At 61.8% G+C, this 25,851-nt stretch carries 19 protein-coding genes and 1 pseudogene; 6 read left to right on the forward strand and 14 right to left on the reverse strand.

Translation table 11 applies throughout. The annotated features are described in order from the left end of the window. Positions 1-354: 354 nt before the first annotated feature. The gene (locus tag BSE24067_RS09965; RefSeq protein WP_174904740.1) at positions 355-1,620 is read left to right on the forward strand and encodes a lytic transglycosylase domain-containing protein; all 1,266 of its coding nucleotides are present in this window, start codon (positions 355-357) and stop codon (positions 1,618-1,620) included. Positions 1,621-1,902: 282 nt separating this feature from the next. Here BSE24067_RS09965 and BSE24067_RS09970 read toward each other — a convergent pair whose 3' ends face one another. Continuing rightward, positions 1,903-2,238 (reverse strand): hypothetical protein, encoded by a 336-nt coding sequence (locus BSE24067_RS09970; RefSeq protein WP_170297423.1) that lies wholly within the window; start codon positions 2,236-2,238, stop codon positions 1,903-1,905. Positions 2,239-2,518: 280 nt separating this feature from the next. After that, positions 2,519-3,265, reverse strand: a complete 747-nt coding sequence (locus tag BSE24067_RS09975) for a MipA/OmpV family protein (protein WP_151062997.1) — start codon at positions 3,263-3,265, stop codon at positions 2,519-2,521. Positions 3,266-3,514: 249 nt separating this feature from the next. Here BSE24067_RS09975 and BSE24067_RS09980 point away from each other — a divergent pair, with 249 nt between their 5' ends. After that, on the forward strand, positions 3,515-4,240 hold the full coding sequence (locus BSE24067_RS09980) for a response regulator (RefSeq protein ID WP_151062996.1): 726 nt from the start codon (positions 3,515-3,517) through the stop codon (positions 4,238-4,240). Next, positions 4,241-5,602, forward strand: coding sequence for an ATP-binding protein (locus BSE24067_RS09985; RefSeq protein WP_151062995.1), 1,362 nt, complete (start codon positions 4,241-4,243; stop codon positions 5,600-5,602). A gap of 43 nt (positions 5,603-5,645) precedes the next feature. Here the strand turns inward: BSE24067_RS09985 and BSE24067_RS09990 are convergent, their stop codons facing one another. Both BSE24067_RS09990 and BSE24067_RS09995 read right to left on the reverse strand, forming a co-directional pair. Further along, entirely contained in the window at positions 5,646-6,083 is a 438-nt protein-coding gene (locus BSE24067_RS09990) for a nuclear transport factor 2 family protein (protein WP_151062994.1), read from the reverse strand. 96 nt (positions 6,084-6,179) lie between these two features. Next, a complete protein-coding gene (locus BSE24067_RS09995) occupies positions 6,180-7,160 on the reverse strand; it encodes an NADPH:quinone oxidoreductase family protein (protein WP_151062993.1) in 981 nt (326 codons plus the stop codon). Between the two features lie 580 nt (positions 7,161-7,740). On the opposite strand from BSE24067_RS09995, the pseudogene BSE24067_RS33105 reads away from it, so the two are divergent. Beyond that, positions 7,741-7,918: pseudogene (locus BSE24067_RS33105) on the forward strand (IS256 family transposase); the annotation flags it as partial. Positions 7,919-7,987: 69 nt separating this feature from the next. Here the strand turns inward: BSE24067_RS33105 and BSE24067_RS33110 are convergent. From BSE24067_RS33110 to BSE24067_RS10025, 6 genes are all read right to left on the reverse strand, one after another. Then, positions 7,988-8,719, reverse strand: a complete 732-nt coding sequence (locus BSE24067_RS33110; RefSeq protein ID WP_420883485.1) for an acyl-CoA dehydrogenase family protein — start codon at positions 8,717-8,719, stop codon at positions 7,988-7,990. Positions 8,720-9,202: 483 nt separating this feature from the next. Beyond that, a complete protein-coding gene (locus BSE24067_RS10005; RefSeq protein WP_208455036.1) occupies positions 9,203-10,192 on the reverse strand; it encodes a class I SAM-dependent methyltransferase in 990 nt (329 codons plus the stop codon). A 20-nt stretch (positions 10,193-10,212) separates the two neighbouring features. Then, complete coding sequence (locus BSE24067_RS10010; RefSeq protein WP_208455037.1) at positions 10,213-11,742, reverse strand: class I adenylate-forming enzyme family protein; 1,530 nt, start codon at positions 11,740-11,742, stop codon at positions 10,213-10,215. After that, positions 11,739-12,431: a class I SAM-dependent methyltransferase gene (locus BSE24067_RS10015; protein WP_151062991.1), complete on the reverse strand. Its 693-nt coding sequence runs from the start codon at positions 12,429-12,431 to the stop codon at positions 11,739-11,741. Before BSE24067_RS10015 ends, BSE24067_RS10010 begins: the two co-directional genes overlap by 4 nt. Before the next feature lie 60 nt (positions 12,432-12,491). Then, positions 12,492-13,697 carry an MFS transporter gene (locus BSE24067_RS10020; RefSeq protein WP_151062990.1) on the reverse strand — a complete coding sequence of 402 codons (1,206 nt, stop codon included), beginning with the start codon at positions 13,695-13,697 and terminating at the stop codon, positions 12,492-12,494. Positions 13,698-13,757: 60 nt separating this feature from the next. After that, positions 13,758-14,144, reverse strand: a complete 387-nt coding sequence (locus tag BSE24067_RS10025; protein ID WP_151062989.1) for an ectoine synthase — start codon at positions 14,142-14,144, stop codon at positions 13,758-13,760. 877 nt (positions 14,145-15,021) lie between these two features. Here BSE24067_RS10025 and BSE24067_RS10030 point away from each other — a divergent pair. Continuing rightward, entirely contained in the window at positions 15,022-16,443 is a 1,422-nt protein-coding gene (locus tag BSE24067_RS10030; RefSeq protein WP_151062988.1) for a tyrosine-type recombinase/integrase, read from the forward strand. A gap of 425 nt (positions 16,444-16,868) precedes the next feature. Here the strand turns inward: BSE24067_RS10030 and BSE24067_RS10035 are convergent, their stop codons facing one another. Beyond that, positions 16,869-17,585: a substrate-binding periplasmic protein gene (locus BSE24067_RS10035; RefSeq protein WP_170297422.1), complete on the reverse strand. Its 717-nt coding sequence runs from the start codon at positions 17,583-17,585 to the stop codon at positions 16,869-16,871. Between the two features lie 640 nt (positions 17,586-18,225). Between BSE24067_RS10035 and BSE24067_RS10040 the strand changes: the two genes are divergently transcribed. Further along, on the forward strand, positions 18,226-19,059 hold the full coding sequence (locus BSE24067_RS10040; RefSeq protein WP_151062986.1) for a DUF932 domain-containing protein: 834 nt from the start codon (positions 18,226-18,228) through the stop codon (positions 19,057-19,059). Positions 19,060-19,526: 467 nt separating this feature from the next. Here the strand turns inward: BSE24067_RS10040 and BSE24067_RS10045 are convergent, their stop codons facing one another. The 3 genes from BSE24067_RS10045 to BSE24067_RS10055 form a co-directional block, all read right to left on the reverse strand. Beyond that, positions 19,527-20,951 carry a tetratricopeptide repeat protein gene (locus tag BSE24067_RS10045; RefSeq protein WP_244130415.1) on the reverse strand — a complete coding sequence of 475 codons (1,425 nt, stop codon included), beginning with the start codon at positions 20,949-20,951 and terminating at the stop codon, positions 19,527-19,529. Positions 20,952-22,468: 1,517 nt separating this feature from the next. Then, entirely contained in the window at positions 22,469-23,023 is a 555-nt protein-coding gene (bamE, locus tag BSE24067_RS10050; protein ID WP_420883484.1) for an outer membrane protein assembly factor BamE domain-containing protein, read from the reverse strand. A 240-nt stretch (positions 23,024-23,263) separates the two neighbouring features. Next, the gene (locus BSE24067_RS10055) at positions 23,264-25,669 is read right to left on the reverse strand and encodes a penicillin-binding protein 1A (RefSeq protein WP_477021216.1); all 2,406 of its coding nucleotides are present in this window, start codon (positions 25,667-25,669) and stop codon (positions 23,264-23,266) included. Between the last annotated feature and the right edge of the window lie 182 nt (positions 25,670-25,851).

Below are 25,851 nucleotides of genomic sequence, written 5' to 3' on the forward strand. Positions count from 1 at the left end.
GATTCACCGACACGGCGGCCGCGGGCCGCCGCTTTCGTTTTGGGCGCGAATGCCGGCGGCCGCGCGTTGTTCGCGCGACTTCGGCCATCTATTCATTACTGCATTCGCGACGCAACTGACGCGCGGCGTCAGGTTACCGACGGTGAACGCCGGTCCGCTTGCATGGAAAAAAGCCGCCTGTTTAGCGATTCCACTGCGTCGCGCAGCGATCCCGGCGTTTTAAAAAATGCGCGCCGAATGCGCCGGTAATTGCAAAGGAAAGTTTGATGCGAGCCATTTGCCCTTTCGCTATGGCACACTTCGCGTCTGCGTAATTTCCTTGCACCGGGCGGCCGGATCCCGCCCCATCCTGTCATGCCGCGTCAGACTATCCGTTCGATCAGCCACGCCACGCCGACGCTCGCCGCGGCGTTCGCGCTGTCGTGCGCGCTGCACACGCCCGCGCGCGCCGACTGCCTCGACGACGCGGCCGCGTTCCAGAAGGTCAGCGTGAGCCTGCTGCGCGGCATCGCGCAGGTCGAATCGGGGATGAATCCGAACGCCGTCAACACCAATACGAACGGCACCGTCGACATCGGCCTGATGCAGATCAACAGCACGTGGCTGCCGACGCTCGCGCGCGAAGGGATCACGCGCGAAAGCCTGTTCGATGCGTGCACGAATGCGTACGTCGGCGCGTGGATCCTGTCGCAGAACATCCGCCAGCTCGGCCCGAACTGGAACGCGATCGGCGCGTACAACGCCGCGTCGCCCGACAAGCGCCTCGCGTATGCGCGCAAGGTCTATGATGCAATCCGGACCCTGCCGGATTCGCCGGATACTCCCATGCCCATCCTGCCGCCCTCCTTTACGCCGCCGCAACAGGTGCAGCCGTACAACCCGTTCGCGAGCCTGAGCGTGTCGGCGCCGCCCGTCGCGCGGGCGCGCACGCTCGCTCCCGCCGCCCCGCCGCCGCAGCCGCAAGGCGGGCCTGCCGGCCCGGCCGGCACGTACAACTTCGGCTGGACCGTCACCGGCGCCGACCAGGCGAAGCCGACGCAGGTGTTCGACGACGGCGCGCGCATCTACGTGCAGTTCAGCGACATGAAACACGTGCCGGCGATCTTCACCGAAACGTCATCGGGCCGCGTGCTGATGTCGTGGGAGCTGCAGTTTCCATATGCCGTTCTGACGCGTCCCGCGCAAACGTTGATCTTCCAGCTCGGGCCGTTCGAGGCGCGCGCGCAGCGCAGCGCGGCGGGGATGACCGCGCAGGCAGGCGCCGGTGCGAACGCGGCAGCGGCAGCGGCAACGCAGCGTTCGGGCGCGACGGCGACGGCTGCCGCGACGCCCGGCGCGAAACAGCCGGCCGCGAACGCGTCGGCGTCGGCCAGGCGCACGGCGTCCGCCGATGCGCTGTGGTATCTGAACACGCCGTCGACGTCGGGAGCGGGATCGGCCGCCAGCACGGCGAATACGGCGAGCACTGCGCCCGTGTCGACGTCGTCGAACGCGCCGGCCACGTGGCCCGCTGCCGTCACGTCGAACACACCGACGCCGGCCGCACCGACGCCCGCACCGGCTGCCGCCGCGCCGGCCACGCGCGCGACCGCCGACGCGCTCTGGTACATCTCGAAGTAACGCGCACGCGAACGCGGCTTCGCATGCGTGGCGATCATCTCGTCGTGGTCGGCGCAAGTTCTGGCGCGTTCATGCCGCTCGCGCATGGCCGGCGATCCATGCAATTCACGCCGAAATACGCGCGCAGACAGCGCGACATCGATCGTCCGGTATTCGTAACGCACATCACGCCGGACCTCGGCCGGCGATCGCGCGAATCCCGCGGCAACCGCGATCACGCCCGGCGCGACGATTCACGCCGGTCCGATCCTCGTCGCGCCGCTTCCCCGCCGGCCGCTTCGGTCAGCCGCGCCGCACCCAGATCACCTTCCCGTCGCGAATGCCGAGATCGCGGCGCTCCGCGCGGTAGTCCATCGTGCCCGGCAGCGACTTGCCGTCGCGTTCGAGCACGCGCCACAGGCAGCCGTCCAGCAGTGCGGCCGCGTCGGCTTCGGTCTTGCCGATCAGCGCGTCGTCCGGGGCGGCGTCGGCCTTGCACGAAGCCGCGGCGCCCGACGGCGCCGGATTCATTACCGCGCCGCCGGCGGTGGCGTTCGGATGCTTCGTGTTCATGTCCGCACATCCTGAAAAGGTTGCGCTCACAACGAGCGCAACGATCATCGCGATCGCGTTCTTCATCGGTTTCTCCATGTCGCGGCCCCGCGGCCCACGCGACGGCATGACGCGAACGGCCGGGCATTTCGTGCGTAATCGATTGCGCGCGCCGCGCGAGCCGCGTCCCTGCGGATGCGGGCCGGCGAACGGCGGCACTGCGCGACGCGGTCAGGCCGCCTCGGCCTTCGTCAGTCGCGGGCGCGGCACCGCGCCGCGCCCGCCGTGCATGTTACCGCACGCGATCCGCGGCAACCGCGACACCGGCGCCCGCATCCGTCATGCGCGATGCGCGCCGGCGTCTCGTTCAGAACTTGTACGTCGCGCCGGCCATTCCATAGTAATTGCTGCGCGTCTGCACGATCGGGCTGTCGCCGTAACGTCCGAGCAGGCGCGTCACGCCGCCGGTCGCGAGCACCGACCAATGCCGCGATACGTTCCAGTTCCACGCGACCGACATCGTCGCGCTGTCGATCCCGCCGCTCGTCGAATACGGCCGGAAGCGGCTCGTCAACGACTGCGCGGTGGTCACGCCATAGAACGTCTGCGTATAGCGTCCGGTGCCGGCATGCACGCTGCCTGTCACGATGATCTCGTGCTGCGCGGTCTTGAACACGGGTACCGCGAGATCGACATGGCCCGATACGCCGCGCGACGTATGTGTGACCGGCGTATCGACGGTGACACTGAGTTCGGCCGCATTGAACAGCGTGACGCCTGCGCGCACGCCGACGAGCACCGAGCCAGGAATCCGGCCCATCCCCTTCAGGTAGTCCGAGCCCGGCAGGTCAAAGCGATTGTCATCCGCGCGGCCGGCGTCGTAGTTCACCGCCGCCGACACGAACACGCCGTGCGGCAGGTCCAGCCGGTAGCCGGCGCCGTCGGTACTGTCGATGAAGAAGCCGTTGCCCAATTTCGCGGAAAACCCCGGCGCGACGACCCCGCGATACTGGTCGCTCCCCTGGTAGCGCGGCGCGAACCCGCCGCCGAGCGAAATCGAATACTGGTTTTCCGCGTGAGCGGCAGCAGCAAGGGTCAGGCCGGCGAGCGGCACGCAATAACGGGAACGGCGAAGGGTTGAGCGCACAATATCGAGATAAGAGTGACGGAAGCCCGAAGTCTAGGTGCCGCCGCGCGCCGAGACTGTCCCGAATCTGCGGAGAATCTGTGCTCAATTGTGATCGATTGTTCTTGATTGTCGTGCGGCTGCGCCGGCCGCCGGAACGCGGGATAAAATTCGCGTGCCGCGCCGCCGCGTGCCCGGCTGCCGGGCGCGGGACGACGCGCGCATTTCGAAGAAACCATGAACGACAATCCGCTTAAATACCGTGTGCTGCTGATCGAGGACGACGACCGTCTCGCGCAGCTCGTGCGCGAATACCTCGACAGCTACGAATTCGCGGTGACGGTCGTGCGGCGCGGCGACCTGGCCGTTGCGGCGGTGCGCGAGCACCAGCCCGCGCTCGTGATACTCGACCTGATGCTCCCGAATCTCGACGGGATGGAAGTGTGCCGGCGCATTCGCGCGTTCACCAACGTCCCGGTGCTGATTCTCACCGCGCGTGCGGACGTCTACGATCAGGTTGCGGGCCTCGAGACCGGCGCCGACGACTACGTGACGAAGCCGATCGAGCCGCGCGTGCTGGTCGCGCGCGCTCGCGCACTGCTGCGGCGCGCGCGGCCGGCCGCGCCGGAAATGGCCACCGCCGCGCCCGAAGCGCTGGTCTTCGGCGAACTGACGATTTCGCCGCCGAACCGCACGGTCACGTGGCGCGGGGAGCCGGTCGACCTGAAGACCGCGGAGTTCAACCTGCTGCTGATCCTCGCGCGCGCGGCCGGCACCGTGCTGAGCCGCGACGACATCCTGAAGCAGTTGCGCGGTATCGAATTCGACGGGCTCGACCGCTCGGTCGATTCCGGCATCTCGAAGCTGCGCCGCCGCTTCGAGGACGCGTCGTCGGAGCCGCACAAGATCAAGACGATCTGGGGCCGCGGCTATCTGTTCAGCCCTTCCGCATGGGACGAATAAATGCTGCGCCCATTGATCAGGCTGTACCTCGTCGTGATCCTGTGCGTCGCCGGATCGATCGCGTTCATCCAGTTCTCGTTCGACCGGATCTTCTACGAGCGCGCGGCGCAGGCGCAACGCGACTCGCTGACGACCTACGCATTCGTGCTGAACGACTATCTCGAACGCCATCCCGGTGCGCAGCGCACGGTCGCGCTGCGTGAGCTCGCGAAGCACGGCAACGAAGGATTCGACTTCGTGACGATCGCAGAGGCGCGCGCGCAACTGAGCGGCGCGCCGCTGCGCGACCTCGACGCGGGCAGGATCGCGATCAGCTATGACGGCAAGGATTACTACATGCCGCTCGCGGACGGCTCCGTGCTGCATGCGCGCCCGATCCAGCCGTTCGACCTGGACATCAAGATCTACGCCTATCTGCTGCTCGCGCTCGCCGCGCTGCTTGCGGTCGTGTTGTGGATCTCGTATCACTGGCGCGACCTGCGCAAGCTGCAAGCCGCCGCGCATTCGTTCGGCGCGGGCAGGCTGTCGACGCGCGTGAAGCTGTCCGGACGATCGAACATCTACGAGCTGTCGCAGCAATTCAACGACATGGCCGAGCGGATCGAAGCGTCGATCCAGCAGCAGCGCGAGATGATGCACGCGATCTCGCACGAGCTGAAGACGCCGCTCGCCCGCCTCGAATTCGGCCTCGCGCTGCTCGCCGACTCCGACGACGGCGGCCGGATGCGCGAACGCCGCGACGAACTGCGGCGCGACGTGCGCGAACTCGACGAGCTCGTGACCGAGTTGCTGACGATCGGGCGGCTGGAGCAAGGCGCAAGCGAACTCGCGCCGATGGACGTCGTCGTCGACGCGTTGATCGACAGCGTCGCCGGCAACGTCGCGAACGACGTCGCCGATCGCGGCCTCGCGCTCGGCGTATCGGCGACCGTCGCACCCGCGACCCACGTCTGCGATCCGAAACTCGTCGCGCGTGCGCTGCTGAACCTGATCCGCAACGCCGCGCGCTATGCGTCGCGCACGGTCCTGCTGTCCGCGACGCACGACGCGTCCGGTGCGCTGGTGCTGAGCGTCGACGACGACGGCCCCGGCATTCCGGCCGCCGACCGAGCCCGCGTGTTCGAGCCGTTCCAGCGGCTCGACTCGAGCCGCGACCGGCAGACCGGCGGGTTCGGTCTGGGCCTCGCGATCGTGCGGCGCGTCGCGCTCGTGCATGGCGGCGACGTGCGGCTCGAGGATTCGCCGCTCGGCGGCGCACGCTTCGTGATCACGCTGCCGCCGCGCGCGGTGCCGGCGTTTCGGGACGAGGCGTGGATGGATGATCGCGGCGAACGCGCGAGTACGCTCACGCGCGCCGGATGAAAGCGCGACGCTTCGCAGCGTCGCAGCCGGCGATCACCGCCGCTTATCCGCCGACCTTGAACGCCGGCAGCTGCTGCCCGAGCCGCGCGCCCATTTCCGCGCCGAGCGCCTGCAGCGCATTGAACGGACGGATCATCACCTCGAATTCGACGATCCGCCCGTTGGCGTCGAAGCGGATCATGTCGATTCCCTTCAACCGCTTGTCGCCGATCGTCGCACTGAATTCGAGCACGATGCTCGTGCCGTCGTCATCGGCGAACTGGCGATGGTATTCGAAGTTGTCGAGGATCGTGACGACCGTGCGCAGCGCGAGCAACAGCGCGGGTGCCGGTCCGTACGGCTTGAACGCCATCGGCGAGCGGAACACGGCGTCCGGATGGACGATCGTATGGAGCTCGCCGAAATCCTTGCGCGCGAGCATCGCGTGCCAGGCGTCGAGCGATTTCGCGACGGCGGGCTGGAGATTCGATAATGGTTGCATGCTCAGCGACTCCGATAACGTCACACGAAGAACGATCAGCGCTCGCGGACGGCGCTCGGCCGGGCCGCCCCGCAATGCCGTCACGAAACAGCGCGATCATGCGTCCGGCAGGATCACGACCTTGCCCTTGACCTGCCGGGTCGCCATCCGCGCGATCGCGTCGGCCGCGGCCGACAGCGGCACGCGCTCGGTGATTGCCGGCCGGATCTTGCCGGCCGCGAACCATTGCGCGAGCTGGCGCATGTTCGCCGCGTGCTGCGCCGGGTCGCGCCGCACCGCGTCGCCCCAGAACACGCCGAGGATGTCGCGCTCCTTGAGCAGTGCAAGGTTCAGCGCGATCTTCGGAATCTCGCCCGCGGCGAAACCCACCACGAGGAAGCGGCCGCGCCACGCGGTCGCGCGCAGCGCCGCCTCGGTGTACGCGCCGCCCACCGGATCGTAGACGACGTCCGCGCCGCGCCCGCCCGTCAGTTCGTCGACGCGGCGCCGCAGGTCTTCGGTCGCATAGTCGATCGTGTCGTCCGCGCCGGCTTCACGGCACAGCGCGAGTTTCTCCGCACTGGACGCAGCCGCGATCACGCGCGCACCGAACGCCTTCCCGATCTCGATCGCGGCCAGCCCGACGCCGCCGGCCGCGCCGAGCACCAGCAGCGTCTCGCCGGGCTGCACGCGCGCGCGCTGCTGCAGCGCATGCAGCGACGTGCCGTACGCGAGCACCAGCGCCGCGCCCTGCTCGAACGTCATGCCCGGCGGCAGCGCCGCGATCTGGTGTACGTCGGCCAAGCACTGCTCCGCGAAACCGCCATGACCGGTGAACGCGACCACCTCGTCGCCCGGCCGCCAGTCGCTCACGCCGTCGCCGACCGCGTCGATCACGCCGGCGAATTCCGCGCCGGGCGAGAACGGCAGCGCCGGCTTCACCTGATACAGCCCCTGCACGATCAGCGCATCCGGGAAATTGAGCGACGCCGCCTTCACGCGGATCCGCACTTGGCCGGCGGCCGGTTCGGGAATCGCGACGTCGTCGATGCGCAAACGGTCGATCGGGCCGAACGCGGTACACAACAGGGCTTTCATGTCGTCTCTCCTCGCGCGGCCTGCCCGCGCATCGATACGTCAGCGGGGCGCGCCCGCGAGCGGACCGCCACGCGTCGCCGGCGCCCGCCCATGCGAGGTCCGGTCGCTCCGCGCGTGCTCGCTCGATGCATGCTCCATCGCGTCCGTCTCCTGTCGGGCGGCGCACCGGCGCGGGCGTCGGCACCGGTTGCCCGGTACTGGATGATCGGTTGGTGACTGCAAGTAGTCGCAGGAATTTAGCACGGTCGTTCGGAACCGACAATGCTGGCGTACCGCGGGGGCCGTGAAGGGTCGATCGGCGACTGGTGGCAGGCGCTCGCGGCGCGCGGGGCCGGGCCGTCGCGAGCGAGCGCGGTCGTGCGCCGGGCCGCTCACGTTGCCCCGCGCACGACCGTCGATCAACTCGCGCTCCGCTTCGCCAGGTGATCCGTGATCGACACGCGGATGCGCGTGCCGGTCGCCGCGAACATCGCGTTGGTCAGCGCCGGCGCGACCGGCGGCAGCGACCGTTCGAGCCGAAGTATCCGGTCGTGTTCTTCGGCGCGTTGCGAGTCAAGATCCGCGACGAGGGCGTGGTGCGCAGCTTCGGAACTTCATCACGGCGCGCGACCGACTTCCCGTCGGATGAGGCAACGCTCAGACCGATCTGGCTGGCGCGGCGCGATGTCGTGGCCAAGTGGCCCGATTCCCGGCGGGATTGGAAGAGCGCCACGACTCGGTTCGCGCCGCTTTTCCCGGAACGATTCACCATTGGAGTCTGGATCTGGATCCGCCTCGCACACGGAATTCCGGATACCTTCAGGTACGGCAACGCGTACGATTCCTCGTCAGCTGTTAGCCCGACCAGACGACGGCGCCATGACGTCAGCCTGCGTAAGCATCGACTCTCCATATTGAGTCATTGCCGTCTCCCACGCTACGTCGCGATGAGCCGCCATGACCTGGATGTCCCTCCAGCGGCGTTGTATCGTGTTTTCCGACGTGAAAGTCGACGCGCCGGCGCGCTCGACGATACGCCGTACGATGTCGACACAGCGATTCGCCAGATATGCGCGATCACGCCGTAGAGCAAGACAATCGGTTGCGTCGAGCGCCCGCCGGGCAACACCTGCGTCGTGCAGTCGCCCTATCAGCGACACGTACATGAGTCGCACGGCAGCAAGTTCGGCGGCAGCGTGCCCGACCCGCTCAGCCGCCCGATCGCGCGCTTTCGCGTCCGTGAGGCTCGAGTCGCGCAGCGTGGCGAGCCAGGCATCATACGCGCCCTCCGCCGCGCCAACGAGCGGCCCGACAATGGATGTCGTCACGTACGGCACGACAGGCACGACATGCAGATACTCTCCCGCCCCCTCTTCTTCCCGAACGCCGAAGAGCTCTGCCAGCGGAGTCGCACAGCCGACATCCGCCAAATGATCTATCTCGACATCTTGCGATCCGGTTGCACACATCCCGCTCGCCTGCCACGACGCTAGTGGCCTGACATGGCGACGCTCGACGAGCACGACCACCTTGTCTCCCGGTTCGACGCCCGGGTATCCGCTGCACGGCGCATTCAACATCAACCACGTCGCGTCTTCGATACCGGAGCTGAATCGCCAGCGCCCGGTCACATGTATGCCGCCATCGATATAGGACAGACGACTTTGCGGCCCGGCCGACGCCGACGCAAAACGCTGGCGCACACCATTCCGATAAAGCTGCCTGACGCAGTTCGCCCCCGTCCGCATCGCGATCGCCGCGTGGCCGCCTAGCATCGCGATCATCCAGCCGGTTGACGCGCACCCTCTCGCAGCAATTCGGGAAGCCTCTACGAGCGTTGGCCACGCCGACGTATCCGAAACCGAGCCCAGCGGCGAAAACAATTCGAGTACGCCACACGCGTGCAATTCGGCATAGGTTTCCGACGGCAATCGTTTCGACCGTTCGGCCGCTACGGCGCGGCGCTCCCACACCGGCACATGGTCGCGGACCGCGTCGCATATCGCAGAATGCCGGCTGTCGAGGGCCGGCCACCACGAAGTTTCGTGCATGTCGATTCCCGTTCAGATACGTTGCCCGATACGCGACGCCTCAAAGCAGAACACGTCGGGCTGGTTGATCGGCCCAAGTGCCATCAGGAAGCGATCGACATGCTCGCGATCGTTCGACGCGACGAATTCGTAAAAATTGGTGCTGTTCCATAGCAGGTACACGTATTCAAAGTGTTCTCGCAGCGCCGATATGAACACGTCGAAGGTCACTTGCCCGTTTTCCATCTGTTCGAGCATCTGCTGTCGCTTCCACGCGATTTCCTCTTGCGTGAAGTATCGCGACTTGAACAGTTGATCCTTGACCTGCTCGCGGCGCTCGTACTCGTCGGCGTCCGGCTGATTCAGCTTTTCGAGAAAGAACGCGAGGCCGTCCGGCTTCATGAACCGCTTCACGTGAGCGATCTGAGCAGCGCGATTCCTGGTATAGAACTGGAATGCGGCCATCTCATATGTCCAATCGAAACCGTCGCCGAACTTCGCGATGTCGCAAGCGGCAAGTTTCGTTTCGTCCAGCGCGAAGATCGACTCGGGGAAGAATCGCGACGATGCAGGATCAGCATCGCGAACGAAGTGCGGTTCGTTCGCCACGTTAGGCGACGTCGTAAGCGTGCGAATTCGGCCGCCCGAGCGCCGCGCGAGCGTCCTCGCGCAGGTCCCGTCGAACGCATCCACTTCGAGCAAGCTGAAGCGTCGTGCTTGGCCTGGTTGATGCGCGACGCGATGCAGCGCAACGCCCACCCGTGCCAACTCCTCGAGAACGTGAGGGACGCTGCCGAGGAAATGACGGAACAGGGGCCCCGCCGCAGCGACCATCGCATCGTGGTAGTCGACGACCTCCTGATCCGCGATCTGGCCGCGAATGGGACTCTCGATCGATCGAGACGGCACCTGCGTCGTGCCTGTGGCGAGGCTATTGAAGTGGCCGGCAAGGCGGATCATTGCCGTCTGCCGCCAGTCTTCGACACCTTGTTCCAGCGGGCGTGCATGCGGATACTCGGACATTCTGTTTTCCTTTACGGTGTTCAGACGAGACCTTTTCCTGTCGATTTCCCTGACTGGGATCGCGGCAAGCGTCCGACAATCTCGAACGCCGCCGGCACCATATGCCAGTCGATGCGTGCGCCACAGTACTCGGCGAGTTCTCCGTCCAGGACCGTGCGCCCCGGCTCCAGCACGACGAATGCCTTGGGCAGATGCCCCATGCACTCGTCAGGCACCGGGACGACGATCGCCTCCGCGACCGCCGGATGCGAGATCAGGCAGCGCTCGACGTCGCGCGGATTCACGTTCCATGCACCGCGCACGAAAATGTCGTCCTTGCGCCCGACGTAGTGGAGATCGCCTTCGGCGTCGAGTCGGAACAGATCACCGGTCTTCAGCATCCGTGTACCATTCGCCAAGGTCGCGAATGCCGCCGCAGTCGCTTCAGGCATCGCCCAATACTCGAGCATCGTGAACGGTGCACTCACCCAAAGCTCTCCCACTTGCCCAGGATCCGCGACTGGCTCGCCATCGTCTCCGACGACAAGCACGGTAACGCCCGCCAACGGCTTGCCGACCGACGTGGGTTTGCGAAGCAGTTCCTGCGGCGGCAGGAAGCTGATCCGCTTGCATTCGGTCATCCCGTAGTTCGAATAGAACAGCACGTCCGGCAACGCGGAACGAATCCGCTCGATATGTTTGGGATGCAGCGCCTGGCCGCTACTCGAGATGTAGCGCAGCGACGGGACACGCGCTTGCCACGTCGGATCGGCGCGAGACAGGACAAAGATGACCGGCGGAAACACGTGCAGCGCCGTCACCCGCTCACGCTCGATTACATTGAGTACGTGTTCCGGTGTTTCCGGCGCAACACGCTCAATCACCGCGGTTGCCCCGCGGTACAGCGGCATCAGCACGTTATAGACGCCATAGTCGGACGCTAGCGTCGAATAGCTCAATACCGCGTCGTCGGGGCCCATATCGAGATACGATGTGACGCTTTCGCATGCAGCCGTCATGATCCGGTGATTGACCAGTACCCCCTTCGGCGCGTAGGTCGAGCCCGTCGTATAAAAAATCGACACCGGGTGCTCGGTCGTGAACGAGCGCTCCGGTGCATCGGAGCGCGACGTGTCGATCTTCCCGAAATCGACGATACGGACATCGCGTTCGTCCGCCGTGCCAAGAACGACCGCCCACTCCAACTTCGCGGCATCGCAAATTCTTCCCAAGCCAACGGTTCGATCCGTTACCAGCACTTTCGCGCCTGCATGCTGCAATTGGTGGATCAGCTTGTCGTCGCTCAGCGTGTGATGCGTGGCCGCCGTCACCGCGCCAATGCGCAGGCAGCCCAGATAGACTGCAACAATTGCCGGCGAGAATGATGCAAACAGGCCAACACGATCGCCTGCGCATACGCCAAGCGCGAGCAGTGCTCGCGCAGCCCGCTCTGTTTCGCGCTCGAGCGCCTGATAAGTTGTGGGTCGGCCGTCGACAACGAGTGCGATTTTGTGCGGAAATCGTCGCGCTTGCCTGACGATCGCGTCGTCGAGGAATACGGGATGCGTCACCGAACCTCCTGAGCATGTTTGCGCGCACAGACAGAGACATAGGTTCCCTGCCAGACGTACGGAGCGATCGGCATGTCCGCAGCGTCCGTCAGAGGCCAGGTCTGTCGATCGAAGAAATGTCGAGTCCACGTCACATCGAAGGCGGTGAGCCATCTCCTGAAGAGCGCTTCTGCCTCCGGTATCGACACCCCCGCCTCCTTGTCCCAGACGAATGGCTCTCCGGTCGCCGCGAAATGACGTGTCAAGTCGGACAGCAGATCGACAAACAGCCAACCACCCGGCTTCACCGCCCGTACGATCTTCGCCATCACGTCCGCAAGTTCGTCTTTCGTGAAGAAGTGCAATACCTCCGAGCAAACGACGACGTCGAACGCGCTGTGCTCGGGCTCGTATTCGAGAATATCGGCCTGGATGAACGTCAACTCGGACAATTTCCGATTTGCCTTCCCGGTAATTGCCAGGCTGTCTACCATGTCCACGCCCGTCAGACTCAATCCTTTACCAGCCAATGCCACGAGGTTACGACCGTCTCCGCATCCGAGTTCAAGGGCTCGCCCTGGTCGCGCCGGGATCATGTCCAGGAATGCAGCGACTTCATCGCGCACGGTGCCGAAAACGGGCTTCGTGTCGCCAGCGCCGTATTCCTTGCTGTACCACTGTTTCAGGATCGACGTTTCGACCACTCTCATTTTGCATCCCTAATTTAATTTCGGGTTTTCCTGCCTATCGAGAACGCCCGGCGTCAGGCGTCAGTCCGAAACACCTGCAGTCGATCGGGTTCGGGCGGCGCCAACGGCGACGACCACGCCGCCCAGTATCGCCATGCCGATCGCGGTCAGCGTCACGACTAGCGCAACGCGCCCGTGACCGGAGAAGAGCCCCACAAGCAGCCCGGCCAGCGGCTGCGTCGCGTTATTCAGCAGAACGATGACCCCCGTCGTCTTGCCGTAGTCCCGAGGGGGAATGATGGCCTGTCGTGCGCTGCGTATGTACACGTTGAACATCTTGTCGAAACCGATGACCATCAGGAAACCGGCAACGTACATCGCAATCGAATTCGACATGCCCATCACGAGGCCGCCCGTTGCAATCGCAACGAATGCGACAATTCCGAGCCGCACACGCGATACTTCGATACGCGCGACGAACAACAGGATCACGACCGTCGCGGCGGCGCCCGCCACCTGCAGTCCGGCATAGAAACCGTCGGACTGCTGAAACGCACCGGTAACCATTGCAGCCGCTGTCGCAAGTGTCGTCCCGATCACGAGGTTTTCCGCCGCCGCAAGCAGGACCAACCGCAAGAGCCCCGGCAGCGTAACGACATGCCGCAGTGCCACGCCAAACGGCGCATACCACGGCCCCGCCGAGCGTTCGGGAGACGCAATGCGCGCCGTGCTGGTTCGTTGCCATACGAATGTCAGCAAATCCGCCGCAACAAACAGTAGCGCCGCGCAAGCGACGGCCCACTCCCAATTGCGGAATCCAAGCAGCGCCGCCGCAATGATCGGCCCGAGCACGACACCCAACTGATCGGCGAGTTGCGTGTAGGACAGCACTTTTTCGAAGCGCTGCTGCGGAAAAATCTGGGGCAGCAGCACCTCACGAGCGACGAGGCCCTGGCTCGTGAGTGCGCCGCATATGGCTGACAACGCGATCAGCCATCCGATTCCGCTCCAGGCGATATAGCCGGCGATACCGACCAAGCAAGCGGCAGCGCGACTGGTCTGGCTCACGCGCAGCACGCGAATCGGTGACACGCGGTCGCTCAGTGCGCCGCAGATCGGGAAGGCAATGAATCTCGGGAGCGCTTCAATGAAAAAAGCGAGTCCGGACCACGTCGCTTTCTGAGTGATCTGAAAGACGACGAGCGGTACCAGAAAGAGCAGCATCTGGTCTGCAAGACGCGACAGAAAGAGAGAGCCCAAAAAGGCCGGCTGATCGACGCGCTTCACGCGTATGCCCTCGCAAAATTGATCGGAACGCGTGCCGAGTACGCCTCCTCCACTAGACGCTCAGTACGTCGATCCGGACGCGCCGTCGAGCTTGTGCCGCTCGTTACCACGCAGCGGCGGATTGAACACGCTCACGAGCACAAGATCCTCGTCCTTGCCGCCTCTCAGATAATGCAGGTCGTGCCTGTCGAGTGCGTACATATCTCCCGGCCGGATCGGGTATACGTTCCCGTCCGCATCCTCCACTTCGCCGTGACCCGCGATGCAGTAGCACGCTTCCAGATGATTCCTGTATTGCAACAGCGACTCCGTACCCGCCCGTACCACTGTGTGGCAGATCGTGTAGCCGAAGCCGTCGCGCTCGGTCAGTAGCCGATGACTCGTGCCGGCGCCCCACTCAACAAAACACTCCGTTCTCTCAACGTCCGACAGACTGTGCACAAACATCGTTTACTCCGTTTTCACAACGTGTTGGAAAAGGGACATGCACGCACCGACGCCTCGCATGATTCTGCAACGCCGCGCCCTCGACTGTAGTTTTATTACAAACACAACATCCGAATCGCCAATCAAGACAAGTAGGCCGATGTAGTATAAATACAGATTTTGAGCTCAAACAATCTGTCAGCTTTACGGGTAAACCGTAGACAATCTCGTGACATCTGGATTTTGTATGTAACCAAACTACAGCGAGAGATCAAATGAAGGCAGATCAGTCATCGGCCGTTTAGTAGTTTTTCTACAACAAGGATTGCTCGTGTTCGGACGGGTTGTCGGCAACGAATCCGGACTTGCAATCCAGCGGCCGCGACGCGATTGCACCAATGCCACTGGCCACCCCTCGAGCCTGGCCGGCGCATCGGACAGCCACCGCATGTCACGACCACGCATCCGTGCCTCGATCTCGTCATGCGACCAGCAAGGCATTGCAGCGTACGACACCACTAAAGTAAGCGTTTGTCAGTGAGGGCAGCCGGTCCACATGGATGGTTGCAATTCGGGTTGACGACAAAAAACGTGCATGCTGCCTACACGCGCAGGCCGACAGTGGACGGGGAATGTGAAAGTATCAGCTAACGCACTGATTCGACTGGCCCGCCCTACACGATTCGAACGTGTGACCTACGGCTTAGAAGGCAGCATAAATTCTTTCCGCATTGGTTCACTGAGATCCACCTGAAAACACCATTACCACTATAAATCAATCACTTACAGGATTTCCACTTCCTGTTCGGTCCGGCGAACTTCGTAGAGTTCTACTCGAGTAGTGTAGACCTAGTGTAGACTCGTACCGTCACTTTGCCATCTGCAGTGGAGGGCGAAAATGCTGACGGAACGGACCATCGCAGCGGCCATCCAGGAGGCCCGTCGTTCAGAGAAAGTCTGCTGGTTGCACGAATCCCGCGGGCGAGGACAAGGTGCGTTATCGCTCAAGATCTCCGCATCGGGTACGGCTGCGTGGTATTACCGGTACTCCGTGGAACGCCGAAACAAATATTTCCCGCTCGGCGCCTACGGCGACCAGTCCGATCGACTGACGCTCGCCGATGCACGGCTCCAGTGCAGCAACGCCGCCGCGAAGCGTCAGTCTGTTGCCGGCGGCGATCTGCACGCGAACGCGCGCGCAGCAGTAGCTGCGGAACGCATACGAAAAGAGAACGAATCGCGCGTTGCGGCTGAGGCTGCAGCCGAGGCGCTAGCGAAAACAAAGTTCACGCTCCAAGCGTTGATGGACGCCTACATCTCACATCTGAAAGGTAGAGGTAAACCGAGCGCGGGCGATGTCAAACGGATGGTCACTTTGCACGTCTATGACGCATTTCCGAAATACGCGATGTCACCCGCGAAAGATCTCACGCGCGAGCAAGCAACTGAAATCTTCCGAAGGCTGGTCGAGGCTGGCAAAGGTCGGACGGCCGGGAAAGTACGGACGTCGTTGCATGCGGCTTTTGAATTGGCACTAGGTATCGATGGTGACGCGGCAGCTCCGGCAACCATGACCGGGTTCGGCATTGTGTTCAACCCAATTGCCGCTACAAAAGCGCTAAACCAGTTCAACCGTGTGGGACAGCGCCACCTTTCTAGTTCCGAGTTCCATGCGTTCTGGCGACGCCTCTCACAAACAGACGGGCTCGCAGCGGCCGCGGTGAGGGTCGCAGTGCTCGCCGGCGCGCAGCGTATTGCGCAACTCTTGCGAGCGGAACGTCCGGATTACAACTGCGACACAAAAATCCTGACACTATTCGATCACAAAGGACGACGACAGACACCACGCCGCCACGACATCCCGTTGCCCGCCCGGGCCGCCGCCATCGTCGAACGATGTCTTTCCAACATTCAGAATGACGCCGAAGACCAACGAATATTCGGCACGACGGTGCCCGACACTGTGAGTGACGTGATATCGAAAATATCTGCTGCAATGATTGCCAGTAGGGAAGCCGTTGCGGGATTCGGGTGGACCGATATCCGGCGCACCGTCGAAACACTGCTGATCGAAGAGCTCCGCGTATCGAAGGACCTCCGTTCACAAATCCTGTCCCACGGACTCGGGGGGGTTCAAAGCAGGCACTATGACCGCGCCGATTACACCCGCCAGATTCGGCCGATTTTGGCTCGCTGGGAGGCATGGGTCATAAGCAAGAAGATCATCGGTTCAAATACCGTATTCCACGTACAGCCGGAACGAAGAAAGCAACGGAATCGTCACAGAGTACCGCTATTGCCCACGCGCGTCATGCTATGAGCGCACGCGGTCGGTCATGATCTGGTTTGGAAGCAGCGGCACATCGCATTGCGCTCAAACTCTCGGGCCGTTGTCTAGCGCGAACGCGGGACCGAACGACGTTGCGTCAACCCACTCACCGCACAAAAACCCACGTTACGACATAGCCACATGGTCCTATGCGCCCCTCTATCGTAGCGGCTCAATAGGTGTGTCCCGGCCTTAGGTGAGCTACGTGCAAAAATCCAAATCCTGGCTGGATTCCGATAAGATAATATCGACGCGAGACGCACTACCTGACTGGTCACGGAATTCCGCCGCAGGTAGAACCACCGACGCATTGACCAACGCAGTATCAAGCTCGTTCGGTTGGCGACGCGGCAGATCGTCAAAGTGATTCATATGCCCAGCCGGTCTGACGATGCCCATTCTTTAAACGCGCCTGATCACCGATCTACCAAAGGTGCGCCGTGAAGCGCCTCCTTCAGCATGTTTTTAGTAATTTGCGATCGAAGCGCCTGCAATTCCCCGCTTGCGCGCATATGCCTGATAACGGCCTCCACCTGTGGTACGAGTGCTCGGTTACGCTCACTAAGGAAGTGATACATGTCAATGTGCTGCAATGGCGGCAACACCGCTCGCAGTTGCCCATCCAGACCGAGCCTGCGAATGATCAACATACCGCTGAAGAGGTCATTGATGGCAACATCGGTGTGATTGCTAGCAAGCATCTCCATCAATTGATCCATCGTGTAGGCTCGTTCAACTTCCGGCATCCCGGCCGTCCCACGCTCGGACGAACCTACACCGAGGACAATGCCGACGCGATAGGGACGCAGCGACTCCCAGCCCTTGATGTCGGCGTTCAACTCCCTCGCGAACACCGTTGGCTCGATATAGTTGAATGGCTCCTTGACGGCGACAAGCGTCGGATATTCTCTCTGTACGTCCAGCACACGCTGAACCTCGCCGTCCAGGCGGCTCGAACTCGATTCGATCAACGACCGCTTGGCTGGCACGTCGACAAATTCCACCGGAATGCCGAGCTTTGAATAAACAACGGTGAGAATTTGTGCGCCCACCTCTTGATCCGGAACATTCGCAATACGCGCGATCCGCAACACGGAGTGAGCGTGTGCGCCTGTGCTGGCGAGACCAATCAAGCTGCATATCAGGAGCCCTAAAACCCTCTCTAGTAACGTTGCAGCTCGGTGCGGGGCCTGATGCCTAGTCGAATCCATGCCAAATTCCACGCAAGCAACCGAAAGTTGCCCCGTAAGGGGGTGAATAAGGTAAGCGCAATTTCCCATCACAAGCCCTGAATTTATGAAAATTCGTGCGCTCAACCATGATTGATCTACTCGCGGTGACCCAATGAATCGGGCTTCGCGCCGCTTTTAGGCCGGCTATGCTCCTATGGAAATTCTTTGCACGGGACCGACGCACTGACGATCGGTCGTGCAGAAGGACAAGCTCGTCGGCTTCGATTCGAGCGCAATCCCCATACTCCCGGTCAATCTGCGGCATGGCATGCAATGGTCCCCAACTTCCCGCCCCTGACACGCGACCGTAGCCAATAGCGGGTAGGCATCAAGGGGCGCGGGACCGTGTTGCCCGCACCCCTCCCTCGCCTATTTCCTTGACGCCTGCCCGCTATCGGCTCCTTCAGTCGCACGGGCGGGAACCCGGGAGCCAGGCGACAGCAACGCCAACCCCGAGTTCCACCGGGAGGTGTCCGGCCGCAACGGCAAGGCATATCTCCTCGCCCGCTTCAGGCCCTCAACCTTGACTGCGGAGAACGCAATGCAACTCGCTTCCTCATTCCATTATAGCGCCCCGATGCTGCGCGCCGACGCGCCCCTGTCAGACGATCAGATGCGCCGCGTGGCCCCGTCCATTTTCGCGGACGGCAAGCACGAAAGCCGCTCCGAACGCTACGCCTACATTGCCACCATCGACGTGCTGCGCGGCCTGCGCAGCGAAGGCTTTCAGCCGTTCATGATCTGCCAAACGCGCGTACGCGATTCCAGCAAACGGAAATTCACCAAACACATGCTACGGCTGCGCCATGCCGACCAGATCACTGGCGAGGAAGCCGATGAAATCGTGCTGCTGAACTCGCACGACGGCACAAGCAGCTACCAGATGCTCGCCGGCACGTTCCGTTTTGTCTGCCAGAACGGCATGGTCGCAGGCGAGAACGTCGCCGATATCCGTGTGCCGCACAAAGGCAACGTGGTGCAGAACGTGATCAACGGTGCGTTCGACGTGCTCGACGGGTTCGAACTGATCCGAGAACAGAAAGACGGCATGCGCGCGGTGGCGCTCGACTGCGACGAACAGCACGCATTCGCCCGCTCCGCGCTTGCACTGCGGTACGATCCGACCGACGCGGAAGCCCTGCCCCCCATCAGCGAAGGCCAGTTACTCGCGCCACGCCGTTTCGAGGACCGCCGCGACGACCTCTGGAGTGTCTTTAACCGCGTGCAGGAAAACCTCACCAAGGGCGGCCTCCATGGACGTTCACGCTCGGGCCGCGCGATGTCGACGCGACCCATCACCGGCATCGACCAGAGCGTGAAGCTCAACCGCGCGCTGTGGATGCTGGCGGATGCGATGCGGCGGATGAAGGCGTAACGACTGCTACGGGCGCTGCATCCGGTCGCCCGCTATCGGTTTTGTGCCATGACGCCGTCGGGTCACGTTCTGAGGCAATCGCACCTTACTGGCCCGGCACCTTCTTCCTACTATCAGGAGTCGTCATGCAAGCCCCAATCTGTCGAAAGCCGCCCCCGGAAATAAATGGCTACCGACGATTTCTTACCCCGATCGCGGCCGATCTGTGATCGGGATTTTTGCGTTTGGAGCGCAATCGAGGGCTATAACGGCTCCGGTTGCGCCGGGTTCGCGACATGCCGGCGCCGGACTGCCGATGCGTTAGGAAGACGGCCACTGCGTTTGCGTTGGCTCCGGCAAACGACATCGGTATGCCCCGCTCATTCGGCCCTTGCGCCTGCAGCGCTCGGCCGAACTATGGCCTCCATTGCCTCAAAAAACGGAAAATGTTGCCCGTTTAGCCTGAGATAGCCGACCAGCTATGCCGGTCAGCTAGGGCGCTGCAATAACCACGACGCGATATCGAGTACGACGGGATTCCAATCACCTTCGCAAGTCTGTCGCAGCACGGTCGCGTCCTTGATCCACGGACTAGTCGTTCCTCTGCGGCCCCAACGCCAGTCGCCAGACGTATTCACGGGCACGCAGGTCCGCGTGCCCATCATCGCGGCCAAGTTGGCCACTGCCGAGTCCACCGCAACTACCGAATCAAGTTGTGCGATGCAGGCCGCCGTGTCGTCAAAATGCCAGATGCCAGGCAGGTAACGACTTACGTTTCCTGCAGGCGTGCCAGCACGCACTTCCACTAATGGGTGATGCAGATTGACAAAATGCACATGGCTGGCCACGACGGGATTCGTCACGAGCCAATTGATCGCCTCCAGCGGCAGACTGCGGCGCGCAGCCCAATACCGCGGAACGCTATCCAGTGCGGGCCAGTGACGTTGATCGCAGTCCCAGAACAGGCCAACCAGTGTCTTGCCTGGATATTGCGCGCGTAACTGCCGTGCCCACCCTTCGGCTGCCTGCTGTTTCACTGCCGGAGCGTGGATGTAGGGCTGGAAGTAGTTCTCGGACTGCCGTCCTTGCTTGGCTTTCAGCAGCGGCAGATGTAGCAGCGTGGTGTAAAAGTGCGGTGCGAACACGTTCACACGGGCCTCCACGTAATCCGGCAAGGCATCTTGCAGGTGCGACGGTCGCGGCGCGCTGACGACTTCGCAACCGGGCAGCGAAGCCTGCATGAGCGCATGAATCTGCTGGTCGCATGTGATCATCAGGCTGGCGCCCGCCCGAAGCCAATCACTCACGCATGCGCCGAGGAGAAAGTTGTCGCCGAAACCCAGCTGATGTGCGATCAATACGCGCCGACCCTGCAGATCGATTTCTCCGTCCCACGGTGGAATTCCGGCGGGGCAATAGCTGCCAGCCGAGCTGGGATCCCCATTGCGCATCAGCCAGTGACCAAAGCCGCCCGTGTCCCCTGTTTTGAGCATCGCCTCGCCCAAGAGGTGTTCGGCCTGCGCCGCGAACGATGCATTGTGCGAGACGGCTAGTTGCAGCGCTTGCTCCAGGAGCGGAACTGCTCGCTCGAGATCACCGGCCATCATCAGACTGTAGCCGCGACGCAGCGGGGCTAGTGCGGACTCGGCCGAAGACAACGGGGCTCGCGCCCAAGTCTCGGCGGCCTCGGTGTGTCGCCCCAACAGATTGAGTGCAAACGCGCGTATCCCGATCAATTCCGCGTTGAGCGGATCGAGCGCTAATGCGCGGTCTGTCCAATAGAGCAGTTCGTTTTCGCGTCCGAGCGCAACCAGCGTCTCGCAAATTTCGAGCATGATTGCGGTATCTCGCGGATTGCTCGCATATCGCGTTTCCAATGCAAGCAATTGCTCGTTCAATTCGATGGTCATCATAGGGATGCGACTTCTGAATATCAGGGGCAATTATGCGCTGGTGCGTTCAACGTCCGGCTAGCCGGCGTAACGGCCACGCCCGCCACCCGTAGCGCAGTGTGCTGCGTTGATGCCCAAACCCTCCGTGCCGGATGCTATGTAACAAAGTGGTTCTCCGTAGATCTCCGTGGACGTTGCTTACCGGCCAATGGCAGCGTTCATGAAACAAACCCTGGTCGCAACCTCTGCTCGGCACATTCGGAACAAGTGCACGGCGCAACTGCCAATATTGACCGGCCGCTACCCCGCCGCATTGCGATGAATCGGCGCCTTGCGCCGCAGGTGCATAGTGGCACCACGTATCGCTGTTTGCGATTCCGGCCTTCGACCGACTGACCGGCGCTCGCCAAACGCTCACGTTCCTCGCGTCTGCTCCCCCATAAATTCGCGATGGCTAAAAAAGTACCGGATTCGCCCCGACTCAACGATTCCTGTGCGCCGTTCGCGAGTAAGTGGGCGTTCGAATGTGCGCGCCCACCAGTCCCGATGTCACACCACCGATCACACTATCGATCGTTCCAAGATAGCAAAATGCGCACGGAATCGGACGAACCCGATCTGGCGGACGATGCTCGCAGGAACGCTCATCGATGGATTCAACTCGCGTGGCTTTTTCTGCTATTCGACGTCCATACTGGCTTACTGGATTTGCACTCGCACTGATATGCTCGTGCGCTCGGCCCATCGTCTTTCTTACACCATGCGCAATCTGTGAGCTCGGTGCGATTGCTCCCCGCAGTCGGCCTTCCCGCCGCAATCGAACAGCTGCTTGATACGGATCGGCACATGCGACATGCGTACTTCTTGCAGCGCTCATTTCTCTTTGCTGTGCTGCACGCACAATCTTTTTGCGCAGGTGGATTCGTTCTTCTTTCAGTCGCGCTCTGTCTTTCCGTGCAGGGCAACTCACCATACCCCCGGGACTAGCGAACAGCGAAAACGACGACATGAAAACGAGGAACTGCAGGATAGGCTTGCGCCGGTTTTGGGCGCCATGCAAGTAACTGGGAGCGCGTCGACGATGCAGCGGTGTCGAACAGGGATCACGAGGGAACTCCGACGTGGGATACGGAGTGAGGCCCCGGGGCGAGCAACATTCCATCGGACCATCCTTGTTCGCGCTCGGTCATTGACCTGCGGCAATGCCGGGAAATGAGCCCGGCAACATTGCCGGTCGGCCGACGCCTAGTGCGCCCAGACGATTGCCAATCCTGCCGACATCTACTTCGCGACAGATGCCGTCACGCATCCGCTCGTCGCACGTATCCGAATGTACCGACCAGCAACCACGCAGGTCACTCAACGATATTTCGACTTCCTTCAGCGGCTTGAGCCGCACGGCACTCTAGCTCGTGGCAATCCGCTGATGTGCCCGGAAGGCGGGTGAAGCGAACCCCATTTCCGAAAGCTGTCGACTCGGGTTCCCCCACCGGTTTCATCGCGAGTAGCGTCCTTGGAGGCATTTTGGCTCCGGATGTTCAATGTTGTTCATGCCCTGGTGCCTCCGAGCGCGAGGTTCGGATAACAACGCCCTCAGGCGAAAAATGCGCGTTGAACATGGCGTCACGCGATACGCCGCCCTCGTCCCAATGCCAACTCCAAACGGTTTCATGGCTCAATGCGTACTGCGCGACTGTCGCGGGTCTGCCAAGCAGCTGTCGCACGTCATCCTGCGTCATACCAGGCACGACCTTTGCAATATTCTCCGCTGTCAATACCTGCGTAATTGCGACCAATCGACCGTCCGGCCCGAAATCCAGCATGTATGTACTCGTGCCGTTCGGGCCTCGAGGATATTCGAGTCGTTGTGATCCATCGTCACGCTGCCATACCATGTCCGGCTTGCCAGCCTGTCGCCGCACGTCGTCGATCGTCGACACACCGGATTGCAGATTGCCAAATGCCATCACGTCGGGTTTGATCGCGTTGACTGCGTCCGCCACCTTTTGTTCGTCACATCCGGCCAGCAAAACGGCTGCCGCGCTTGCAAGCAGCAGTTGCAACAAGTGTCTGCTCATAATTTTCGTATTCATTTCCAATCCTATTCGTATAGAAACCCGTGTAGGCACTCAGCCGACTATTCTATGAATCCGTCGATTGCCGATCCGTTACTGTGACCTGCGGCCGAATTCGGTGATCGATCTATCAGTGAAGACCAAGGCAATCGATACCAAATAACGTTGCGGGCTAATAGTCCGTCGCTACATTCCGTCACCGCTTCCAAGGAGCACGTCCCGCACCTCGCCAAATGTGATAGACGCCCGGATATACGCTTACGGATTGTCCATCTTGAACTGTTCGAGGATCGCCTGCTTCTCGGAAGACGAAACGCTTTGCGGTTCACTATCGTCCGCGTCTCCATTCTCTTGTTGCTGCACCGGGCGGCGCACACGACGCGTTGCTCCCAAACCAAGACCAGCAATGAAGCCCCGTCCCGGTAGCCGGTCTGAATAGAACAGTTCACCTTGCGTCTCAGCGATACCATCAGGCAGTGCCGGCTCGGCTTGCGGTTCGCCGTCTAGTGCGCGCTGCATGTATTCGACCCAAATCGGCAATGCCAGCTGCGCGCCGAACTCGCGAGTGCCGAGACTTTTAGGCTGGTCATAACCCATCCAGGCAACAGCAACAAGCGACCGTTGATAACCGGCAAACCAGCCGTCCCTCGCATCGTTGGTCGTGCCGGTCTTCCCTTGGAGGTCTGATCGATGCAGTACGCTGGTCGCTGCTGCCGTACCGACTGTCGCGACGGAGTGCAGCAGACTGTTCATGATGAACGCATTTCGTGGCGATATCGTTTGCTGAGCGTTCCTCCCAGCCACCAGCGGTCGAGCACGATACAACTGCTGGCCTCGAGCGTCAGTCACGCTCGCTATCAGATATGGATTGATCCGATATCCGCCATTGGCGAATACTGCATACGCCCCTGCCGTCTGCAGCGGGGTGACCTGACCCGCGCCGAGCGCCATGGGCAAATATGGCGGAGTCTTGTCCCCGTCGAATCCGAAACGCGTAGTCACATAGTCCTTCGCATATCCCGTTCCGATGAACGACAGGATACGGATCGAAACGAGATTCTTCGACCTTGCCAGCGCAAGACGCATGCTCATCGGGCCGTCCGGTTGATCGTCATCCTTCGGCACCCACGGATCCCCGCCTTTCGTTCCTGGTGGGAAATACAGGGGTGCATCATTGATAATCGTCGCCGGTCCAAGACCCTTCTCAAGGGCAGCAGAATAGATAAACGGCTTAAAAGTCGAACCCGGCTGCCTCCACGCCTGCGTCACGTGATTGAAGTTGCTCTGGTTGAAATCAAACCCGCCAACGAGCGCGCGAATCGCACCATCCTGCGGCGCAAGTGACACAAGCGCGCCTTGAACCTGCGGCAATTGCGTGATCTCCCAGCGCCCTTTGGCATCGGCGATCATGTGGACGATTGAACCGGGCCGGATTCGCTGCGCCGGAGGTGCCTGGATACCCAGCGAGTGTGCTGCAAAACGCAGGCCGTCTCCGGTAACGTGGACCTCGTTGCCGTCGGAGAGCCGCGCGGTTACGTTGTGTGGAGTCGCCGCCATCACGACAGCAGTCACGATCTCGCCGCTATCCGGATAATCGTGCAGTGCCTCATCGATTGCCTCATCGCGCTCGTCACCATCGTGAGACAAGCGAACGAATCCCTCTGGTCCGCGATAGCCGTGTCGCCGCTCATAGTCCATGATGCCTTTTCGTACGGATCTGTAGGCGGCCTCCTGGTCTGACGACCGGATCGTCGTGGTAACGTTCAAACCACGTGTATAGGTTTCGTCCTTGTACTGGGAATAGATGAACTGGCGCACCATTTCAGCGACATATTCCGCATGTGCGCCATATCGGGAGTCCGGTACCGTCGCATCGATGACCTCCTTTACCGCCTGATCGTGTTGCGGCCGGTCAATGTAGTGCAATTCAAGCATGCGGTGCAGAATGTATTCTTGACGAATCTTTGCTCGCTTGGGGTTGACCACCGGGTTGTAGGCAGAAGGTGCCTTCGGCAAACCCGCCAGCATTGCGCATTGGGCAAGCGTCAGGTCTTTCATATCCCGTCCGAAATATGCATGCGCGGCCGCGGCAAAGCCGTATGCACGTTGTCCAAGATAGATCTGATTCATGTACATCTCAAGGATCTGGTCCTTCGTGAGTGCATGCTCGATCTTGAAGGCGATTGCAATTTCCCGAAGCTTACGAGAAAGGGTTCTCTCGTTCGACAAGAAGAGATTCCGCGCGAGTTGCATCGTGAGCGTACTTGCCCCCTGCTGCGTACCCCGGTGCGTCAGGTTGGCGATACTCGCACGCAGAAGGCCGAGAAAATCGACGCCGTCATGTTCATAAAAGCGAGCATCCTCGATAGCGAGTACGGCGTTTTTCAGCGGTACCGGAATATCTTGAAGCCGTACCAGCTCGCGCCTCTCCGCACCGAATTCACCTATCAGCACATGGTCGGCGGTGTAGACGCGCAATGGCACCTTCGGACGATAATCGGCCAACGTATCAATTGAGGGCTCGGCCGCAATAGGCTCGTTGGCTGCATGTGTCACGACGCAAACGCTTGATGCGACTCCTATCGCGCCGATCGACAGCGACCATCGGACGGTAATATAGAATTTCTGAAGACTCATGATCAACGGCGTGATGTTCGGGCCCAGCAGAGCGTGCACATGTGAGCGAGATAGCCTGAATGTGCGAGAGTCGACAAGCGTGCTTCGCCCTGGCCACCACCGCTTCATTCATTGAGCATCCGTCATCTGCGCAGATCGCGCGGACCATTAGAAAGTCCGTTTGCAACGGCAGATCCCGAAGAATCAGATTTTTTCGGATATGCGCGTTC

Source organism: Burkholderia latens, assembly GCF_902499045.1.
Classification (GTDB): Bacteria; Pseudomonadota; Gammaproteobacteria; order Burkholderiales; family Burkholderiaceae; genus Burkholderia; species Burkholderia latens.